Here is a 21,162-nt window from a genome sequence, read left to right on the forward strand (position 1 = left end):
GGCCCGTGCAGTATTGCAGACAACTTCTAGCGGAGGTGGGAGAGCACGTTGAGCAGCTTGCCGGTCGGGTCGGCAATGAAGAAGCGTCTTACGCCCCACGGCTCGTCAGTCAAATCATAGACCACTCTGCAACCGATCTCGTTTGCGCGAAGATAAATCGCATCGACATTGTCGACCTCGATCGACAGATCGGGCACCGGCGTGCCTGAGCCGCCCTCGCTGGCGATGCCGATCTGGGGGACGGTGGTTTCGCTGGACGCCAGCGTGACGAGCCATCCGTGATCCATGACGGCATCGAGCCCGAACAAGTCGGTATAGAACTTCCGAACATCCGGAATGCTGTCTGTTGCGATATTCGAGACGATGCGCAGGACGGTCATTCCATATCTCCTCCACAGCTTGCCATATCTCCACAGCTTGGATGGTAACGCATAGCTGCGCGCTGCGGAGCACGTCGGAATAAAATACGCCGATCACCTGAGCCGCAGAGTGCCGGAGACCTTGGAGGACCGGCGGGGTGCCGGTGCACGGCCGCAGCAGGCTTCGTTAACGCTGTTCACGCCCAGGTTGTATCAACAGATGTCATCGGTCGTCCAGAAAGGTAACATCACCTGTTGACAGGTGGGCGATTTCGAATTACGAGTGACGAAATTCAAAATTCGTCACTCGTAATGAGCTAATGATCCATGATGCATGACACCCTCGACACGACGGCTGACCTGGTCCGGCAGGAGAATGTCGCGCGCATCCTCGATTGCGCAGAGCGACTGTTCCGCCACTACGGCTACGGCAAGACCAACGTCGCCGACATAGCCCGTGAACTCGGCATGTCTACGGCCAACATCTACCGTTTCTTCGCCTCCAAGGTTGAGATCCACCAGGCCGTTTGCGGCCGTATGCTCGCCACCTGCTACCAACTGACCTACGACGCCTGCCATAGTCCCGGAACGGCCAGCGAAAGGCTGCGCCGCTACGTGCAAACCCATTATCAGTGGACCCGCGACACCATGCTCGACCAGGAGAAGGTGCACGAAATGGTCGTCGTCGCCATCGAGCGCGATTGGCATGTCATCGAGAAGCATATCGACAGGATCCGCGGCTTGGTCGAGGAGGTGATCCGCGAGGGAATCGCGGCCGGCGAGTTTGCCGACCAGGACCCGGAGGTCGCTTCGCGGTGTTTCGGCGCCGCTATCATCACCCTGTGTCACCCGCAGATGGTCGCCCAGTGCCTTGCCAAGAACAACCGGGCGATGCCGGACGAGCTTATCGTGTTTGCCATCAGGGCTTTGAAGAAATGACCGGCGTCCGCCGGGCGTCGACAATCCATCTCCATTTCGGGAGTACGCAAGTGTCTTTGTCCAGATCCATCATGAACAGGCTGCCGGCCATTGGTCCGGCTCTGGTCGTCGTCGCGGCGCTTGGGCTCGCCGGTTGCTCGCAAGAAAAAGTGGAAGTCAAGGACATCGTCCGGCCGGTCAAGGTCGTCGAGATCGCCAAGGCGAACGATACCCGTGAGCTCTCCTACTCCGGATCGGTGCGCGCCCGCACCGAGATGAATCTCGGGTTCCGCATCAACGGCAAGATCACCGAGCGCCTGGTCGACATCGGCCAGCGCGTCAAGCCGGGCGACGTTCTGGCCCGCATCGATCCCGCCGACTACGACCTTTCGGTCAACAGCGCCGAGGCCAACCTCGAGGCCGCCGAGCGGCAGGTCGAGACGACGGGCCTTGCCCGCCGTCGTGCCGAACAGTTGTTTGCCAAGAAGTTCGCCTCGGAATCGCAGCTCGAACAGGCGACGCTCAGCTATGATCAGGCGGTCGCCACCCGCAATTCCGCCCGCTCGGCGCTTGAACAGGCGAAGAACCAGGTCCTCTACACCGACCTCAAGGCGGACAGGAACGGCATCGTCACGTCAGTCACCGCCGATGTCGGTCAGGTGGTCGGCTCCGGCACGCCGGTTGTGACCGTTGCCGTCGATGGCGAAAAGGAAGTGCTGATCGCCGTGCCGGAAACGGATATCGCCCAGTTCAAGCCGGGCAAGGACGTCAAGGCAAGCTTCTGGTCCGACGAAGCGCTGACGCTCGACGGCAAGGTCCGTGAAGTCGCCGGCAGCGCCGATCAGCAGTCGCGCACCTTTGCCGTTCGCGTCAGCCTGCCCAACGATCCGCGGGTGCTTCTCGGGATGACCGCGAATATCGAGGCTTCGGCCGCCAACAACAGCCTGCAAAGCGTATCGATCCCGTTGAGCGCACTGGCGCAAAAGGACGGCCAGCAGATCGTCTGGACCGTGGACCGCATCGGCGAGACCGTCCATGCGCGTCCGATCAAGGTCGCCGAGTTCACCGCCGACGGCGTGCATGTTGCCGAAGGATTGCAACCCGGCGATGTCGTCGTTGCGGCGGGCACGCAATTCATGGCCGAAAATCTGAAGGTCAAGCTGGCCGGCGACGCGGTGCAACAGTCCGCATCGGCGGACGATGGCGCCGCCGTCAAGCGCGTGCGCTGACGGCCAGGCATAAAACGGCTTTTCCTCGCATCGGCGCAAGCCGCGAGGTCAAGCGGTTCACGGTTTCCGGGCGGCAGGTGCCCGATTGTCGAGACGTCAGGTCGATGTACCCCCCCGACATCGGCCCTAGCGCCCCACCGCGATGAGTGTCTCTCCGCTCGGAAAGCCTCGCCGCCCGGAAGCCAGCATTAGAAGCTCCGTGGGCATGCCGTGTGCGTGCGCTGACGATCAGATAGATGGACTGGCGCTATGACCACCGACACCAATGAAAAACGGCCCTTCAATCTTTCGCGCTGGGCGATCGGGCACCCGAGCATTGCGCGGTTCCTGTTCGGCCTGATCATCGTTGCCGGTGCGCTCGGCCTGATGCGCATGGGCCAGAAGGAAGATCCGGATTTCACCTTCCGCATCATGGTCGTCCAGGCGGTCTGGCCCGGTGCCTCGATCCAGGAGATGGAGGACCAGGTCGTCAACAAGATCGAGCGCAAGCTGCAGGAAACGCCGCATCTCGATTTCGTCCGTTCTTACACGCGCGCCGGCAGCGCCATCATCACCTTGCAGGTGGAAGGCGACACCAATCCGACTGAGGTCGCGGATGCCTTTTACCAGGTACGCAAGAAGGTCGGCGATATCGCCAATGAGCTGCCGCAGGGGCTGCTTGGGCCTTACTTCAACGACGAATTCGGCGACACGTTCATCACCCTGCATTCGATCAGCGGCGATGGCTACAGCTATCCCGAACTGAAGAAATTGGCCATCCAGGCGCGTGACATGCTGCTGACCACGCCCGGTGTCGAGAAGGCGGTGATCATCGGCGACCAGCCGGAAAAACTCTATATCGACGTTTCATCCAAGGTGCTTGCCGAGCGCGGCCTGACGCTCACCGATCTGCAGAACGCGATCAAGGGCCAGAACAATGTCGATCCGGCAGGCTCGGTCGACACCGGCCAGCGCTCCGTGCGCATCTCGGTCGAGGGCAGCGTGACCGAGGCGGCCGACATCCGCGAACTTCGCCTGCGCGCCGGCAACCAGGTGACGCGCCTCGGCGACATCGCAACCGTGACCCAAGGTCTCGAGGATCCCTATCAGCGCAAATACCGCTTCAACGGCCACGACAGCGTCCAGGTCGGCGTCGTCATGGCCAAGGGCTTCAACGTCACCGATGTCGGCAAGGAGGTCGAGGCGACCTATCACCGCTTCGAAGAGGCCTTGCCCTACGGCGTTTCGGTCGATCAGATCGCCGACCAGCCGGAAGTCGTGCGGGACGCGGTGGGCGAGTTCATGACGGCGCTTGGCGAGGCGCTGCTGATCGTGCTTGTCGTCTCGTTCCTGACGATCGGCTGGCGTTCGGGCCTGGTGATCGCGATCACCATTCCGCTCGTTCTGGCCGCCACCTTCGCCATCATGTACGAGATCGGCATCGATCTGCAGCGCATTTCGCTTGGCGCGCTGATCATCGCGCTCGGCCTGCTCGTCGACGATGCGATGATCGTCGTCGAAATGATGGAACGCAAGCTCGAGGAAGGAATGGTCAAGATCGAGGCGGCGAGCTTTGCTTACACCTCGACGGCCTTCCCGATGCTGACCGGCACGCTGATCACCACCGCCGGCTTCATTCCGGTCGGCTTCGCGGCCTCGACCGCCGGCGAATATGTGCGCACGCTGTTCTACGTCGTCGGCATCGCGCTGGTCGTGTCCTGGTTCGTGGCGGTCTATTTCACGCCGTGGCTTGGTCACATGATCCTCAAGCAGCGAAAACACGCCGGCAGCCATCACGATGTCTTCGACACGCGCTTTTATCGCCGGCTTCGCGCCACCGTCAGCTGGTCCGTCCGCCATCGCATCATCGTGTTGGTCATGACGCTGGTGACCTTCGCCACCTCCCTGTGGGCGTTCCAGTTCATCCCGCAGAATTTCTTCCCACAGTCGTCGCGTCCGGAAATCCTTGTCGACCTCTGGCTGCCGGAAGGCACGAGCATCAAGGAAGTCGAGACGCAGGCCAAGGCGCTCGAAACCAGGATGATGGACGACAAGGACAAGCGCTTCATCGCCACCTATATCGGTGAGGGCGCGCCGCGCTTCTTCCTGCCGCTCGACCAGCAGCTTCGCAATCCGAACTTCGCCCAGCTTCTGGTGATGGCCAATGACGAACCGGCCCGCGAGCGGCTGATTGTCAAGCTGCGCACCATTCTGGCCGAGGATTTCCCGTCGGTCCGCGCCAAGGTCGACCGCCTGTTCCTCGGGCCGCCCACGGGCTGGCCGGTGCAGATGCGCGTCATGGGCCCGGATCGCCAGGAGGTGCGCCGCATCGCCGACGAGGTGAAGGCGAAGTTCCAGACAAATCCGCTGCTCGGCGCCGTCCACGACGACTGGCTGGAGCCGGTGCCGGAGATGAAGCTGGTGATCGACCAGGATCGCGCCCGTGCGCTCGGCGTCACCTCGCAGCGCATCCGCCAGGTGCTGCAGGCGACCATGTCGGGAGCGCCGCTCGATGATTTCCGCGACGGCGAGGAGACGGTTTCGATCGTCGCCCGGGAACCGGCGGCAAGCCGCCACCTGCTGTCGGCGGTCGACTCGGTCTCTGTCCCGACGGATTTCGGTGGCTTCGTGCCGCTGTCGCAGGTCGCCAAGGTCGTCCCGGTGCTGGAGCAAGGCGTCGAATGGCGGCGCGACCGTCTGCCGACCATCAGCGTGCGCGCCACGCTGCCGGATGGCGTGCAGTCGAACGATGTCGTCATGAAGATGTACAGCGAGATGCAGGGCCTGCGCGACGGTCTGGCGCCCGGCTACAACATCGAGATCCAGGGCGGCGCGGAGGATTCGGCCGAAAGCCAGGCCTCGATTGCTGCGAAAGCGCCAATCATGCTGGCCGTCATCGTCGTGCTGCTGATGATCCAGCTGCAGCATTTCGGCAAGGCGATGCTGGTGCTGGCGACCGGCCCGCTCGGCATCATCGGTGCTGCGGCGGCACTTTTGATCAGTGGCGCACCGTTCGGCTTCGTCGCCATTCTCGGCGTGATCGCGCTGCTCGGCATCATCATGCGCAACTCGATCATCCTGGTCGACCAGATCGACCAGGACATCGCGGCCGGCATGGAACGCTCGGAGGCCATCATCGGCTCGGCAGTCCGCCGTTTCCGGCCGATCATGCTGACGGCGCTGACGGCGGTCCTGGCGCTGATCCCGATCTCGCGCGGCGTCTTCTGGGGTCCGCTCGCCTATGCCATGATGGGCGGCATCCTCGTTGCCACGGTGCTGACTATTCTCGTCCTTCCGGCAGGCTATGCCTTGTTCTTCGGCAGGGAGCGCAAGAAGGTCGAGGTCGCGGAGCCGGCCGCCGAGCCGAAACTGGCGGAAAACGATGACCAGCCGCAACTGCCCCTGGCGGCCGAATAGAGCTGTTGGCAGATGTGACGTCCAGGGATTAAATCCGCCCACCGGCAGGAGCGCGCTGGAGGAGGACCGTCATGACCGTAGCTCAGACACCGGCGGCGCTACGCCGGCCGATCGACGGACGCCACCGTCAGATGTTCGTCGATGGCACCTGGATAGACGCCCGCTCGGGCCGCACGATGGAAACCCGCAATCCGGCCACCGGCGCGGTCATTGCCACGGTGCCGCGCGGCGACCGCCAGGATGTCGAACTGGCGGTGGCCGCGGCGCGCAAGGCCTTCGACGGGCCGTGGAGCCGGTACAAGCCTTATGAGCGGCAGGTGCTGCTGCTCAGGATCGCCGACCTCTTCGAAAAGCACTGGGAGGAGATCAGCCGCTCGGACACCACCGACATGGGCATGCCGATCGTTCGCACCCGCGCCAACCGCAACCGCGTCATCGGTATGCTGCGCTATTACGCCGGCATGGCGACCTCCCTGCATGGCGAGACGATCGAGAACTCTCTGCCGGGCGAAATCGTCTCCTTCACGCGCAAGGAGCCGGTCGGCGTCGTCGGCGCCATCATCCCGTGGAACGCACCGACGGCCGCTTCGATCTGGAAGATCGGGCCGGCGCTGGCGACCGGCTGCACGGTGGTGCTGAAACCTTCGGAAGAGGCGCCGCTGACGCCGCTTCTGATCGCCGACATCATGAACGAGGCCGGCGTTCCGCCAGGCGTCGTCAACATCGTGACCGGCACCGGCGCCGAGGCAGGCGCCGCAATTGCCGAGCATATGGGCGTCGACAAGATCGTCTTCACCGGCTCGACGGCAACCGGCCAGTCGATCGTCCGCGCTTCGGCCGGCAACCTCAAGCGCGTCTCGCTGGAGCTTGGCGGCAAGTCGCCGGTCATCGTCTGCGCCGACGCCGATCTCGACAAAGCGGTGCCGGTGGCGGCGATGTCGGTGTTCGCCAATTCCGGCCAGATCTGCATCGCCGGCTCGCGCATGTTCGTCGAACGCTCCGTCCATGACGAGTTCATCGAGCGACTGGCGGCCTATGCCAAGGATCTCAGGATCGGCGACGGCATCGACCCGGCGACCGAGATCGGCCCCCTCGTCTCCGAAAAGCAGATGCAACGGGTCGCCTCTTATCTCGAGGCCGGCGCGGCGGAGGGCGCGACCCTCGTCACCGGCGGTGAACGCCTGATGAAGGGCGCGCTGGCCGCCGGCAATTTCGTCGCGCCGACCGTGTTCGCCGGTGTCTCTGACGACATGAGGATCGCGCGCGAGGAAATCTTCGGGCCGGTGATTTCGGCGCTGCCGTTCGATACGCTCGATGAGGCGGTCGAGCGCGCCAACAACACGCCCTACGGTCTTGCGGCCGGGGTCTTCACCCGCAATGTCGCCACCGCCCACCAGCTGTCGCGAAAAATCCGCGCCGGCTCGGTCTGGGTGAACACGTATCACGCCATCGATCCGGCCGTGCCCTTCGGCGGCTACAAGATGAGCGGCTACGGCCGCGAGGGCGGCGCCGAGCACCTCGACGAGTATCTCAACACCAAGGGCGTGTTCATCAAGATCGATTGAGCGATCCGCCTGCCAATCCTCAACCGCGGCGCTGACCGCCAAGATGCCGGCAAAGCCTGAAACAAAAAACCCCGCCTCGGCGGCGGGTCGTTGCTCGGGTAGTGTCTCAGTTTGAAATCTGATTTTTCGCTTTGAGCGAGATCGGGTCCGTCTCGATTAGCCGAAGCGATCTCACCATGTCGGCAGTTCGAGTCTTGTAATTGAGAAAATGTGGTGAGGTGAGGTGCGCCTCATAGGCCGCTTGATCAGCGTAGCCTTCAATCACCAGCACCTTATCGCGGCTTCCCTTGACCGACAGCGCGTACAGGAAGATGACCCCAGGTTCTAGCCGCACCGAGGCTTCAATCTCTTCTGATAGGAGTGCGCCGTAAGCCTCGATCTGGTCGGGATCGATCTCCGTTTCTGCTATCCTGACAATCATTCGCTATTCCGCTTCTTGTACCGGTCGCGATGAGCATGACGCGGACGGCGTTGCCGATCACGTCGGCGGGGCGCTTCTGGCCTTTAGATCCGGTTGGCATGGCTACTCTCCTGAAGCGGCGGGCATGGCAGATCGGCATATGAGCAGAAAACGCAGCAATCGCCCGCTAAGGGCTTCAGGAGTACCCTGCAGTTTTTGCATTCGTAGAAGTGAACGCAGGCGTCGGTCGGCATCGTTTCCACGGACTGGTGCCCACAGTCCGGGCAAGTGATGGTGCTCTCATGCTTCATTGCCGCTCCAATGCTTTCCGCTAAGCATATAGGAGTTCGGCCCGGATCGCGACAAGCGCGGCGTCAAATTTCAAACTGAGACACTACCCGACCTCGCGATCGCGAGCTTCCAGTGAGCGAGCTTGCGACGAGCCTCTGGAAGCAAATCGGATCGAGCGCGGCGGTCCGCACTCGATCCTTTCAGGCCGATGTCAGGTGACGAACAGCCAGTTGGCGAGCAGCATCACCACGACGCCGGCGATCAACGTCAGGTAGGGCAGGATGCCCGCCTTTCTGACGGCGAGATCGGACGAAGTCATGCCGAGATCCGCCAGCATGTGGTCGGGGAATTTGCCCTTGTCCTGGATGTAATGCCGGAAGCAGAACACCGGGATGATGAGGGCGGCCGTGATCAGTCCTGCCCACAGCGCCATCGGGTTCCAGATCTTTGCACCGGCACCCATGAAGATCATGTTGACATAGGCAAGGATGGCGCCGAGGCCGAGCAGCCAGCTCGGTGCCTTCCACGGCCGCGCGATATGGCCGTTGTCGATGCGGTGGATCCAGCCGGCATTGAGGTTGAGGAAGTTGAAGATGATGTAGCCGCAATTCGACACGGCGAGGATGAAGAAGAAGCTGGTCGCGTCGGCCGAGGCGATGGCCAGAACGAACAGATTGAAGATCAGGTCGGTCCACATGGCGCGGGTCGGGGCGCCATGCTCGTTGACGTGGCTGAGATAGCGCGGCAGCCAGCCGTCGACTGAGCCCTGGTAAAGCGTGCGTGAGGACCCCGCCATCGCCGTCATGATGCAGAGCACCAGTGCCAGGATCATCAGCATCACCAGTAGGCTATGGATCAGCGCTCCGCCGCCGACCATGCCGGCCAGGGCATCGGCAACACCGGAGCCATCGACGATCGGGGTGGCCAGCATGCCGTTCAAGCCGAGTACGCCCTGGAAGGTGAACGGCACCAGGATGAACAGCAGCATGCACAGGAGGCCGGAATAGAAGATCGCCTTGAAGGTGTCGGTGCTGGGGTTATTGAACTCGGACGTGTAGCAGACGGCGGTCTCGAAGCCATAGGTCGACCAGGCGGCAATGAACATCCCCCCAAGGACGAGCGTCCAGCCGGCGATATTCCAGGCACCTGGATCGGGCGCGTAGGCGGCCGCCAGCGGCACCAGCGGCGAGAAATTCGCCCAGTCGATCTGGCCGGTGACGATCGGCACGACGCCGACGATCAGCATCGGAATGATGACGAACAAGCCGATATATTTCTGCACGTTGGCCGTGCCCAGGATGCCGCGATGCTGGATGGAGAAGATGATCAGCATCAGCAGTGCGCCGATGAAGAACGTCGCGTTGAGAGTGAAGGAGACCGGACCCAGCGTGTGACCGTAGAGCGTCCAGGTGCGGATCGCTGGTGTGGCGGCCGCGCTCACCGCCGCGATGGCGTCGGCGGCACTCACCCCGGTATTAGCGGCGATATAGGCGGCGACTTCCGGCGAGGTGTCGGTAAACAGCGGCACCGGCGCAAGCGCGTTGAGGATGTAGGCGGCGGCGATCGAGCAGCCGAGCGATAGCACCGGCGACCAGGCGAACCAGTTGCACCACACCGAAAGCGGCGCGATGAACTTGGAATAACGTAGCCAGGCGGTGGCGCCATAGATCGAGGCGCCGCCGGACTTGTTAGGAAACAGGCCGGCGATCTCCGCATAGGTGAAGGATTGCAGGAACCCCATGATCATGGACACCGTCCAGATCAGGAAGGCCAGCTTGCCGGTCGTGCCGGCAATGCCGCCGATCGAAAACAGGACAAGGGCGGGAACGCCGCTCGCCACCCAGAAGGCGCCGCGCCAGTCGATATTGCGGTGCAGCTGCCCTTCGGCAGGTGGCATCAGGGCAGAGACTATCGTGCTCATATGCGTGGATTCCCCATTTTTGATGTTCCCCATCGGCGACGGCCGACTCCTCGCGATGCGTCACCGACGCACGCGTTGAACGACCTCAGGCATTTTCCGCTCAGTAGTATTTTTTTCTTAACAGTGAAGATTGATCCGCCGCGCTTTCACGTCAAGCGTTTTGTGAAGCTGTGCACATCGCAGGTGTGGAACATGTGCCGACGGCACTCGCCGCCAGCTGATCTCAGGCGAGAAATCAACTTTGCACGGGCTTGGCTTGCGCCATTCGCGATCCTTAAACGGCGTCAGGAGCGCGGTCTGGTCTTTTGCGGATCGTAGTGGGCGAAGGCGACGACGCGCGCCGGCAGCCGCTTGCTGTGGCCGTCGAGCTTGCCGATCTCGACCTCGGTGCCGATGGCGGCATGGGTGACATCGAGCCTGGCCAGCGCGATATTCTTGTTCAGCAGCGGCGAGCGAATGCTCGAAGTGATCTCGCCGATCTGGGCGCGGCCGACATGGACGCAATCGCCATGGCCGACCGCGACATTGGCGTCGATGTCGAGGCCGACCAGTTTCTTATGCGGGTTTTCCTTGCGCCGGATCAGCGCCTCGCGGCCGATGAAATCGTCGATCTTGGTCTTCAGCGGCACGGTGAAGCCGATGCCGGCCTCGAACGGATCGGTCTGATCGGAAAACTCAAAGCCGGCAAAGATCAGCCCGGCCTCGATGCGCACCATGTCGAGCGCCTGCAGCCCCATCGGCTTCAAGCCATGCGGCTGGCCGGCCTCCCAGATGGCGTCGAACACCTTTTCGGCATCGCGCGGATGGCACCAGATCTCGTAGCCGAGCTCGCCGGTATAGCCGGTGCGCGAGACGACGACGGGAATGCCGTTGCCGCCGCCGATGCGGGCGACGGCGAAACGGAACCACTCGAGTTCCTCGATCGACGGCTGCAACGGCGAGGTCCAGATGATCTCCTTCAGGATGTCGCGGCTCTTCGGTCCTTGCACGGCGACATTGTGCATCTGGTCGGTCGACGAGCGCACCAGCACGTTGAGGCCGAGGCTCATTGCGGTGTCGCGCAGCCATTCGCCGGAAAGATCGTCGCCGCCGACCCAGCGAAATTTGTCCTTGCCGAGCCTGAGCAGCGTGCCGTCGTCGATCATGCCGCCATGCTCGTAGCACATGGCGGAATAGACCACCTGGCCGACGCCGAGTTTTTTCACGTCGCGGGTCAGCGTGTATTGCAGCAGCGCTTCGGAATCCGGGCCGGTGACCTCGAATTTGCGCAGCGGCGACAGGTCCATGATGACGGCGGCCTGCCGGCAGGCCCAGTATTCGTCGATCGGGCCTTCCCTGGCGAAGGAATTGGCCAGCCAATAGCCCCTGTACTCGGCGAAGTTGCGGGTGTGCTTGGCAAAGCTCGAGTGAAATGATGTCTCGCGGGTCATTTTCGGTTCCGAATCGGGCGTCATGCGTCTGGCGGTCGCTCGCGAAAATTTGTGCTGGCCGGAATATGTCCGCACATGGATGTCGGTCAGGTTCCAGCCATTAGCCGGCGTCGTGTCGTCGGGACAGGCCGACGACACGCAAACGATGTCGGTAAGCGCGCGCAGCAGCACATAGTCGCCCGGCCGCGACCACGGCTCGTCCGACACCATGACGCCATGCGCGTCGATCGCCGTGTTGAAGAAGAAATTGATCGCCATCCAGCCCGCGCGAGGAGTTACGCCCTTGTCCGACAGCGCGCGGTTGAAATTCTCCGAGCAGTTGGGATGACCGGGATAGCCGATGTCGTCGTAATATTTGGCCGCGCAAGCGAGCGCGAATGCATCGTGCCGGCCGCAAGTGTCCTGCACCACCTCGACCAGCGGCTCCATGTCCTGGTCGTAATATTTCGAATGCAGGCCGGGCATCGGATAGCTCGAGCCCATCAGCGTGCGAGTCGTCGTCACGTCGAGCGGATGATCGCTGCCCTTGTCGAGCTTGCGCGCCGAAAAGCACTGGAAGTCGGTGCATTGGCGCCCGTCGACATCGATGATCTGCAGATAGTCGCCTGCCTTGACGAAGTAGGCTTCCGCAGTCGCCGAATGGACGCGCAGGTCGAGCACCGGGTCGGCTAGGGGATCGCCCAATTGCGACTTCGCCACCGGACGGATCGTGGCGCGGCGGACGATGACGTTGAGCGGTGTCGCCGTGTCGTGGCCGTCGACCAACATCGGCCCACCCGGGGCGGCGATCAGCATCGACCCATTACGGGCGACGGTAAAACCCTGTTCGGTGCCGGCCGGGGTGGCGCCGCCGAAGACGCGAACCGCCTTTGCCTGATCAAGCTGCACCTGGCGTCGCTCGAGCCCTCGGCGCAAGGAAGCGAGGCTGTCGTCGCCATCGGCCAGCAGCGCCTTGATGCCGGCGGCGTTGCTGTTCGATTTCTCGCCTAAAATGGTGGGGTCGGTAGCGCCGCTCTTGTCCCAAGCCAAAAGCTCGCAAGCCTGGCCGCCCTCTACGTTGCGTACGCTGATGGTATCGCCGGCCTCGACCTCGATGAGCACCGCGCCATTGCCTTGAACGGAATAGCGCTCCATGCCGGCCGGCAGCGCGATCTGGCCGGGCCGCAGGATCAGGCTCGGCCGGGGCGGTCCGGCGACGACGGCGGGGTAGGGCGACTGGCTCATCTCGACCCGGGTCTCAAGAAACAAGTTTGCCTGTGCGTAAAAATATTTTCGCAGCAAGAATAGGCAGGAAGGCCGGATTTAGCAAGGTGAAGGTGGCGCAGTTCCCCCTTCTCCCCTTGTGGGAGAAGGTGGCCGAGCGAAGCTCGGTCGGATGAGGGGTGCTCCAACTTGGCACCAACAGCACTCCGTCCAACACCCCTCAACCGTCTTGGCGCTGCGCGCCAATCCACCTTCTCCCACAAGGGGAGAAGGGAGAGGCAACCGCTACGCCAACTCCTCCAAAAACCCGACGTCGACGCCATACTCGGCGGCTGCGTCGAGCATCGTGTGCCACAGGCTTTCGGCGAAACTTGCAAACACCAGAAGATTGAACACCGCCTGCCCATCGGCACGGTCATTGCCACGCCAGAGATTGACGCTGGTGTGGTCGATCGATGTCGCGGCAGCGGCGTCGATCGGGAATGCCGCCGGGTGCAGGTCGAGCGACGACAATTTCGCCAGCATGGCGCGCGCCTTGGCTCCCGAGATGCTGATCAGGGCGCGCGCATGCGACTGGTCCGACAGCGAGGCGGATTGCGAAAACGCCTGGCTCAAAATGTCGATCGCGTGCTTGCCGCCCTTGGACAGAACGAGGAACTGATCCGGTCCCGACCAGATGAGCGTCACGTCCGAAGCGCTGTCGGCCTTCGGCACATCTGGAGCCGCCATGCCGAAACGGGCCTTGGCGGCGTTTGCCAGTTCCGCCCCTTTGCCGCGCCGCGCCATCACCTGGATCAGGTCGAAATTGCGGATCTCGGTGAGCGAAATGCCCGGCGCGACGTCGCGCGCGCCGTAGGCGCCCACGACAAGGACGTGCTCCAGCGGACTGCGAGAAATCCACGAAAATTCAGCCACGCTGGCGCCCTCCATCCGGATCGTAGAAGACGGGATTGCACAGCTCGACGTCATAGCCTTCACCGCGCAGCGGGTCATGCGCATGGACGATCTCGCCGATGCGCTCGCGGCCGCGCTCGACAAGCGCCAGCCCGATCCACTGGTCAAGCGTCGGCGAGAAACAGACCGAGGTGACATAGCCCTGATCCTTGTCGGGACCCGGTATCTCGGCCTTCGGAATGATATGCGCGCCGGAGCGCAGGCGGCGCGTTCTGTCCGTCGGCTTGATGCCGACCACGACCTGCCGATCCGCTGCCGCCAGCGCCTCGCGCCCGGCCATGACGCGGCCGATAAAATCCTTCTTGGTCGACATCATCTTGCCGAGCCCGAGGTCGGCGGCCGTCGTCGTGCCGTTCAGTTCCGGCCCGGCGACATGGCCCTTTTCGATGCGCATGACGCCGAGCGCCTCGGTGCCGTAGGGTGTGGTGGCGAATTGTTTGCCGGCTAACATCAGGTTGCGCACCAGCGCGTCGCCATAGCGGGCCGGAACCGAGATCTCGAACGCCATCTCGCCGGAGAACGAAATTCGGAACAGCCGCGCCCTGATGCCGCCGCGCAGCGCGACTTGCCGCGCGCCCATGAATGGAAACGCCTCGTTCGACAAATCCTCGGCCGGATCGACGATTTCGCGAAGCAAGTCCCGGGTCTTCGGCCCGGCGATCGAGAATTGCGCCCACTGGTCGGAGACTGACGTGAGTTGCACGTCGAGTTCTGGAAACAGCACCTGCCGGCAGAATTCGAGATGCTGCATCACCGGCCCGGCCTTGGCGGTCGTGGTGGTCAGGAAATAGTGGTCCTCGGCCAGACGCGAGGTGGTGCCGTCGTCATAGACGATGCCGTCCTCGCGCAGCATCAGCCCGTAGCGCGCTTTTCCCACGGCGAGACTGGAGAATGTGTTGATGTAGACGCGGTCGAGGAAGGCGCCGGCATCCGGTCCGTGCACGTCGATTTTGCCGAGCGTCGAGACGTCGCAGAAGCCGACGCCGCCGCGCACCGCCTTGACCTCGCGAGTGACCGATTCCAGCCAGTCCTTCTCGCCGGCGCGCGGATACCATTGCGCGCGCTTCCACAGGCCGGTGTCGACGAACACCGCGCCCTGTTCGGCCGCCCAGTGATGCGACAGCGTCAGCCGCGTCGCATGGAAATTCTCGTCGCGATGATGACCGGCGAAGGCGCCGATGGCGACCGGCACATAGGGCGGGCGATAGATCGTCGTGCCGGTCTCGGGGATGGATTTGCCTGATACCGCCGCCATGATGGCGAGGCCGGCGACGTTCGAGGTCTTGCCCTGGTCGGTGGCCATGCCGAGCGTCGTGTAGCGTTTCAGATGCTCGACGGATTCAAAACCTTCGCGCTGCGCCAGTTCGATGTCCGCAGCGGTGACGTCGTGCTGGTAGTCGACAAAGGCTTTCCCTTTGCCGGCAACATGCCAGAGCGGGGTCAGCGAAAAAGCCTCGTCGTCAGCGACTGGCGGAGCGCCGGCATTGCCGCTGTGTCCGGCACTCTGCGCTGCCGCCGCACCGGCGGCGAATCCCTGTCGCAGGCAGGCACCGAGCCCAAAAGCGCCGTTGGCGGCACCGGCGGCCACCATGCCCGCAGGGGCGCCGTCCGGCACGAAGGCTGATATTTCGTCCTGCCATTTCGGCCGGCCGCGATGGTAGGAGGTCAGCCCGACCGCCGGGTTCCAGCCGCCGGAAACGGCCAGCCCGTCGGCTTCGACTTCCGCGCGTGCGCCGCCTGCCAGCGATATCGAGATTTTCCTGACACCGTTCTTGCCGCCTTCGGCACCGACGATGGAGCCGTTCAAAACGGCAAAGCCGGCTTTGGCGGCGCGCGCGCGATGCATGGCGGACACGTCCGGACGCGCATCGACGACGGCTGCGATCTGCAATCCGGCGCCGAGTGCCGCCTCGACCGTGCGCCAGCCATCCTCATTGTTGGTGAACAGCGCAATCCGCTTCGCCGGGGTTGCCGCATAGCGCGCGATATAGGTCCGCATCGCCGAAGCCATCATCACGCCGGGCGTGTCGTTGCCGGCAAAGACAACAGGCCGTTCGATGGCGCCGGCGGCAACAATCGAGCGCTTTGCCACGATCCGCCACAGTCGCTGGCGCACCTGATGCTCCGGCGGCGAGGGCAGGTGGTCGTTGACCCGTTCGATCGCGCCATAGGTGCCGCCGTCATAGACGCCGAACAGCGTCGTGCGTGCCATAATGCGGACGTCCGGCAGCGAGGCGAGTTCGGCCAGCGTGCGCGAAATCCATTCGGCCGCGGGCACCCCGTCGATCATGCCGCCGTCGGCAAGCAGGCGGCCGCCAAGCGCAAAATCTTCCTCGCACAGAACGATGCGGGCACCAGATCGGCCGGCGGCGAGCGCTGCCGCCAGCCCGGCTGGGCCGGAACCGGCGACCAGCACGTCGCAATGCGCCCAGGCCTTGTCGTAATGGTCGGGATCGGCAAGGCCCGCGGCGCGGCCGAGGCCGGCGGCGCGGCGGATCGCCGGCTCGTAAACCGCTTCCCAGAATTTTGCCGGCCACATGAAGGTCTTGTAGTAGAAACCGGCGACGAAGATCGGCGAAAACAACTGGTTGACCGCCATCAGATCGTGGCGCAGCGACGGCCAGCGGTTCTGGCTGGCGGCTTCCAGACCGTCAAAAAGTTCTGCGGTGGTCGCCTTGGTGTTCGGCTCGCGCCGCGCCCCCGTGCGCAATTCGACCAGTGCGTTGGGTTCTTCCGAGCCCGATGTCAGGATGCCGCGCGGCCGATGGTATTTGAACGAGCGGCCGACCAGCCTGACGCCATTGGCGATCAGCGCCGAGGCCAGCGTGTCGCCCTGGAAGCCGGCAAAGGTTTTGCCGTCGAAGCGAAAGTTCAGCGGCACTGAGCGGTCGATGAGACCGCCCGATGCGAGACGATGGGACTGGCTGGTGATCACGGTTGCCGGCTTTCGATCGCTTTGACGTCATGGAGGAATGCCGCGCTGCCCCTCATCGCCCTGCCGGGCACTTCTCCCCGTATAGTGACGGGGAGAAGGACGCCTTGACCGAAATTTTCGCCAATCATCGACGTTGCAGGAAGGGCGCCGGGGTGGCGGCAAGCTCCCTTCTCCCCGTCACTATACGGGGAGAAGGTGCCGGCAGGCGGATGAGGGGCGGCGCTGACCTGGACAGGAAAAATCATTTTGCCACCTGCCTCGCCCCAACGCCCGCCGCCGGCTCGACCGTGGAAATCTCGTGTGTCAGCGTGTTGCGGGTGATCTTCAGCCAGGCCCGGCAGCCGCCGCCATGGTACCAATGTTCGCTCATCGCACCGGCGACATTGTCGCGCAGATAGACGCAGTCGAACACCTCGTCTTCCGAGGCGCCGGCTGCCGGCCGCAGCGGCTTGGCGTCGCCGAGATAGGTGAACTCGCCGAGTTCGCGTTCGCCGCAGAAGGGACAGACAATACGCATGATTTTCGGACCGTTCTCAGTGCAGGTTCGGTTGGGCGCCGACGCCCTTTTCATCGATGACAGCACCCCGCCGGAACCGGTCGAGGCGGAAGCGCGCCGCCTCCTTGTGCAGTTCGTCGCGGGCCAGAAGATGGGCAAAGACAAGGCCGGAGCCGGGCGTCGCCTTGAAGCCGCCATAACACCAGCCGGCGTTGAGATAGAGCCCGTCCACCGGCGTCTTGTCGATGATCGGCGAGCCGTCCATCGACATGTCCATGATGCCGCCCCATTGGCGCAAGAGGCGCACGCGACCGATCATCGGCATCAGCGCCATGCCGCCCTCGCAGACGTCTTCCATCACCGGCATGTTGCCGCGCTGGGCATAGGAATTGTAGCCGTCTATGTCGCCGCCGAAGACCAGTCCGCCCTTGTCCGACTGGCTGACATAGAAATGGCCGGCGCCAAAGGTCATGACATTGGGGATCAGCGGCTTGATCGCCTCGGAAACGAAGGCCTGCAGCACGTGGCTTTCGATCGGCAGCCGCAGGCCAGCCATAGCCGCGACCCGCGACGAACTGCCGGCGACGGCCATGCCGACCTTGCCGGCGCCGATTGTGCCGCGCGATGTCTCGACGCCGGTCACCTTGCCGTTGGCGTCGCGCGAAAAACCTGTCACCTCGCAATTCTGGATGATGTCGACGCCGAGCCCGCTCGCCGCATGGGCATAGCCCCAGACCACCGCGTCGTGGCGCGCCGTGCCGCCGCGCCGCTGCAGCAGGCCGCCTTGCACGGGAAAGCGGGCATTGTCGAAGTTCAGGAACGGCATCATCTTCTTGACCGCGGCAAGATCGAGCAGTTCGGCATCGATGCCGTTGATGCGCATCGTGTTGCCGCGCCGCGCATAGGCGTCGCGCTGCGCGTCGGAATGATAAAGGTTGATGACGCCGCGCTGGCTGACCATCGTGTTGTAGTTGAGGTCCTGCTCCATCCGCTCCCACAGCTTCATCGACAGCTCGTAGAAGCCGGTATTGCCGGGCAGCCCGTAGTTGGAGCGGATGATGGTGGTGTTGCGGCCGGCATTGCCGGAGCCGATCCAGCCCTTTTCGAGCACGGCGACATTCCTGATACCGTACTCGCTGGCGAGAAACCATGCCGTCGCCAGGCCGTGACCGCCGCCGCCGATGATCACCACGTCGTAGCGGTCCTTCGGGCTGGCGTCGCGCCAGGTGCGCTGCCAGGTCTTGTGGCCGGAAAATGCGGCGCGGGCGAGCGAGAAGATCGAGTATTTCATAAACCTATTCCCAGGTCGCTCGCGCCACGCAGGACCTTCTTGACGCATCGGAATCATCCGAAAACCGCTTCACGCTTTTCGTTTCGATGCTCTAGATATCCAGCGTGTGGTCACGCTCCCACTGGGTGAAGTGGGAAGCAAAGGAATTCCATTCCTGGTGCTTCAGCTTTAGATAAGCCGACGAGAATTCCTCACCCAGCGCCGCCTTGAGCGATTTGTCGTTGTCGAACTCGCGCAACGCATCGAGCAGGTTGAGCGGCAGCTTCGGCGCGCCCTCCACCGTATGACCGAACTGGTACATGTCGATGTCGTAGCGCCTGCCGGGATCGGCCTTCGAGCGGATGCCGTCGAGGCCGGCGGCGATGATGACGGCCTGCAGCAGATAAGGGTTTGCCGCGCCGTCGGGCAGGCGCAGCTCGAAGCGTCCGGGGCCGGGCACGCGCACCATGTGGGTGCGGTTGTTACCGGTCCAGGTCACCGAGTTCGGCGCCCAGGTGGCGCCCGAAATCGTGCGCGGCGCATTGATGCGCTTGTAGGAATTGACCGTCGGGTTGGTGATCGCGGCAAGTGCCGAGGCATGCTTCATGATGCCGCCGAGAAAATTCTTGCCCTTCGCCGACAGGCCAAGCTCCATGGCGTTGTCGGCAAAGACATTGGTCTTGCCGTCCTTGTCCCACACCGAGATGTGGGCGTGGCAGCCATTGCCGGTCAGGCCGGGGAATGGTTTTGGCATGAAGGTGGCGCGCAGGCCGTGCTTTTCGGCAACGGATTTGACCATGAACTTGAAGAAGGAATGCTTGTCGGCGGTGGCCAGCGCATCATCGAAGGCCCAGTTCATCTCGAACTGGCCGTTGGCGTCCTCATGGTCGTTCTGGTAGGCGCCCCAGCCGAGCGCCAGCATGTGGTCGCAGATCTCGGCGATGACGTCGTAGCGCCGCATCACCGCCTGCTGGTCGTAGCAGGGCTTTGACGCCGTGTCGTATTCGTCGGAAATCGTCTTGCCGTCCGGCGAGATCAGGAAGAACTCGGCCTCGACGCCGGTCTTGACATGCATACCGTCGCCCGCCGCCTCGTCAACCAGCCGCCTCAGCGTATTGCGCGGCGCCTGGGCGACCGATTTTTCGTCCATCATGCAATTGGCGGCGATCCAGGCGACTTCCGGCTTCCACGGCAACTGGATGACCGAATCCGGATCCGGTACCGCCAGCATGTCTGGATGCGCCGGCGTCAGGTCGAGCCAGGTGGCAAAGCCGGCAAAGCCGGCGCCGTCCTTCTGCATGTCGGCGATGGCTTGCGCCGGCACCAGCTTGGCGCGCTGCCCACCGAACAGGTCGGTGTAGGAAATCATGAAATATTTGACGCCGTTCCCTTTGGCGAAGGCGGCGAGATCGTTCCCCATTATAGTTCCTCGCTTATTGGTTTTTTTGGTTGCGTGATATGTTTAGAAGCCGTTCTTCCCCGGTATCCAGTTGGTCCCGGCCAGCGGCACGCCGGCCATGGCGGCGGCTTCGATCGTCAGCGCGACGAGATCCTCGGGCTCGAGATTATGCAGGCTGTTCTTGCCGCAGGCGCGGGCAATGGTCTGCGCCTCCAGCGTCATCACCTTGAGATAATTGGCCAGCCGTCGGCCGGCCGCTATCGGATCGACCCGTTTCATTAGTTCGGGGTCCTGCGTGGTGATGCCGGCCGGATCGCGGCCCTCGTGCCAATCGTCATAGGCGCCGGCGGTGGTGCCGAGCTCGTTGTATTCCGCCTCCCAGCGCGGATCGTTGTCGCCGAGCGCGACAAGCGCGGCGGTGCCGATCGACACCGCGTCGACGCCGAGCGCCAGCGCCTTGGCGACATCGGCGCCGTTGCGGATGCCGCCGGAGATGATCAGCTGCACCTTCCGGTGCATGCCGAGATCCTGCAGCGCCTGCACCGCCGGCCTGATGCAGGCAAGCGTCGGCTGGCCGACATTCTCGATGAACACTTCCTGGGTTGCAGCGGTGCCGCCCTGCATCCCGTCGATGACGACGACATCGGCGCCTGACTTCACTGCAAGGGCTGTGTCGTAATAGGGCCGCGCGCCGCCGACCTTGACGTAGATCGGCTTTTCCCAGTCGGTGATTTCACGCAGTTCCAGGATTTTGATTTCGAGATCGTCGGGCCCGGTCCAGTCGGGATGGCGTGAGGCCGAGCGCTGGTCGATACCCTTTGGCAGCGTGCGCATTTCGGCGACCCGGTCGGAGATCTTCTGGCCAAGCAGCATGCCGCCGCCGCCAGGCTTGGCGCCCTGGCCGACGACGATCTCGATCGCATCCGCCCGGCGCAGGTCGCGCGGGTTCATGCCGTAGCGCGACGGCAGGTACTGGTAGACCAGCGTCTTGGAATGGCCGCGCTCTTCCTCGGTCATGCCGCCGTCGCCGGTGGTCGTCGAGGTGCCGGACAGCGTCGCGCCGCGGCCGAGCGCTTCCTTGGCCGGGCCGGACAGCGAGCCAAAACTCATGCCGGCGATGGTGATCGGGATTTTCAGCTCGATCGGCTTTTTCGCATGGCGCGAGCCCAGCACGACGCTGGTGTCGCAGCGCTCGCGATAGCCTTCGAGCGGATAGCGCGAGATCGAGGCACCGAGGACAAGCAGGTCGTCGAAATGCGGCAGCTTGCGCTTGGCGCCGGCGCCGCGAATATCATAGATGCCGGTCGCCGCGGCGCGGCGGATCTCGGAAAGCGTATAGTCGTCGAAGGTCGCGGATTTGCGCGGCGTCGTCGGCGGGTTGCGATAGGTCATTGAG

15 protein-coding genes are annotated in these 21,162 nt (G+C 63.5%); 4 read left to right on the forward strand and 11 right to left on the reverse strand.

Translation table 11 applies throughout. The features are described 5' to 3' along the window. Nucleotides 1-26: 26 nt before the first annotated feature. Nucleotides 27-380 carry a VOC family protein gene (locus AC0L16_RS21770; protein ID WP_473623168.1) on the reverse strand — a complete coding sequence of 118 codons (354 nt, stop codon included), beginning with the start codon at nucleotides 378-380 and terminating at the stop codon, nucleotides 27-29. Between the two features lie 309 nt (nucleotides 381-689). On the opposite strand from AC0L16_RS21770, the gene AC0L16_RS21775 reads away from it, so the two are divergent. The 4 genes from AC0L16_RS21775 (at nucleotide 690) to AC0L16_RS21790 (ending at nucleotide 7,467) form a co-directional block, all read left to right on the forward strand. After that, the gene (locus AC0L16_RS21775; protein ID WP_473623200.1) at nucleotides 690-1,298 is read left to right on the forward strand and encodes a TetR/AcrR family transcriptional regulator; all 609 of its coding nucleotides are present in this window, start codon (nucleotides 690-692) and stop codon (nucleotides 1,296-1,298) included. Between the two features lie 71 nt (nucleotides 1,299-1,369). Next, nucleotides 1,370-2,506, forward strand: a complete 1,137-nt coding sequence (locus AC0L16_RS21780; protein ID WP_473623202.1) for an efflux RND transporter periplasmic adaptor subunit — start codon at nucleotides 1,370-1,372, stop codon at nucleotides 2,504-2,506. A gap of 249 nt (nucleotides 2,507-2,755) precedes the next feature. After that, nucleotides 2,756-5,902, forward strand: a complete 3,147-nt coding sequence (locus AC0L16_RS21785; RefSeq protein ID WP_473623170.1) for an efflux RND transporter permease subunit — start codon at nucleotides 2,756-2,758, stop codon at nucleotides 5,900-5,902. A 71-nt stretch (nucleotides 5,903-5,973) separates the two neighbouring features. Then, nucleotides 5,974-7,467 (forward strand): aldehyde dehydrogenase family protein, encoded by a 1,494-nt coding sequence (locus tag AC0L16_RS21790; protein WP_473623171.1) that lies wholly within the window; start codon nucleotides 5,974-5,976, stop codon nucleotides 7,465-7,467. Between the two features lie 106 nt (nucleotides 7,468-7,573). Here the strand turns inward: AC0L16_RS21790 and AC0L16_RS21795 are convergent, their stop codons facing one another. The 10 genes from AC0L16_RS21795 to AC0L16_RS21840 form a co-directional block, all read right to left on the reverse strand. Continuing rightward, nucleotides 7,574-7,888 carry a putative quinol monooxygenase gene (locus tag AC0L16_RS21795; RefSeq protein WP_077381467.1) on the reverse strand — a complete coding sequence of 105 codons (315 nt, stop codon included), beginning with the start codon at nucleotides 7,886-7,888 and terminating at the stop codon, nucleotides 7,574-7,576. Between the two features lie 83 nt (nucleotides 7,889-7,971). Next, nucleotides 7,972-8,178, reverse strand: a complete 207-nt coding sequence (locus AC0L16_RS21800; protein WP_473623173.1) for a GDCCVxC domain-containing (seleno)protein — start codon at nucleotides 8,176-8,178, stop codon at nucleotides 7,972-7,974. Between the two features lie 191 nt (nucleotides 8,179-8,369). Then, nucleotides 8,370-10,079 (reverse strand): APC family permease, encoded by a 1,710-nt coding sequence (locus AC0L16_RS21805; RefSeq protein WP_473623174.1) that lies wholly within the window; start codon nucleotides 10,077-10,079, stop codon nucleotides 8,370-8,372. A 284-nt stretch (nucleotides 10,080-10,363) separates the two neighbouring features. Beyond that, nucleotides 10,364-12,733, reverse strand: coding sequence for a DUF1989 domain-containing protein (locus AC0L16_RS21810; protein ID WP_473623175.1), 2,370 nt, complete (start codon nucleotides 12,731-12,733; stop codon nucleotides 10,364-10,366). Between the two features lie 264 nt (nucleotides 12,734-12,997). Then, nucleotides 12,998-13,627: a sarcosine oxidase subunit gamma gene (locus AC0L16_RS21815; protein ID WP_473623176.1), complete on the reverse strand. Its 630-nt coding sequence runs from the start codon at nucleotides 13,625-13,627 to the stop codon at nucleotides 12,998-13,000. Beyond that, complete coding sequence (locus AC0L16_RS21820; protein WP_473623203.1) at nucleotides 13,620-16,598, reverse strand: sarcosine oxidase subunit alpha; 2,979 nt, start codon at nucleotides 16,596-16,598, stop codon at nucleotides 13,620-13,622. Before AC0L16_RS21820 ends, AC0L16_RS21815 begins: the two co-directional genes overlap by 8 nt. Nucleotides 16,599-16,842: 244 nt before the next feature. Beyond that, nucleotides 16,843-17,118 carry a sarcosine oxidase subunit delta gene (locus AC0L16_RS21825; RefSeq protein ID WP_473623177.1) on the reverse strand — a complete coding sequence of 92 codons (276 nt, stop codon included), beginning with the start codon at nucleotides 17,116-17,118 and terminating at the stop codon, nucleotides 16,843-16,845. Between the two features lie 16 nt (nucleotides 17,119-17,134). Then, nucleotides 17,135-18,388: a sarcosine oxidase subunit beta family protein gene (locus AC0L16_RS21830; RefSeq protein WP_473623178.1), complete on the reverse strand. Its 1,254-nt coding sequence runs from the start codon at nucleotides 18,386-18,388 to the stop codon at nucleotides 17,135-17,137. A gap of 91 nt (nucleotides 18,389-18,479) precedes the next feature. Continuing rightward, entirely contained in the window at nucleotides 18,480-19,787 is a 1,308-nt protein-coding gene (glnT, locus tag AC0L16_RS21835) for a type III glutamate--ammonia ligase (RefSeq protein WP_473623179.1), read from the reverse strand. Between the two features lie 42 nt (nucleotides 19,788-19,829). After that, the gene (locus tag AC0L16_RS21840; protein ID WP_123146944.1) at nucleotides 19,830-21,158 is read right to left on the reverse strand and encodes an FMN-binding glutamate synthase family protein; all 1,329 of its coding nucleotides are present in this window, start codon (nucleotides 21,156-21,158) and stop codon (nucleotides 19,830-19,832) included. Between the last annotated feature and the right edge of the window lie 4 nt (nucleotides 21,159-21,162).

The organism is Mesorhizobium sp. WSM4848 (assembly GCF_055811375.1).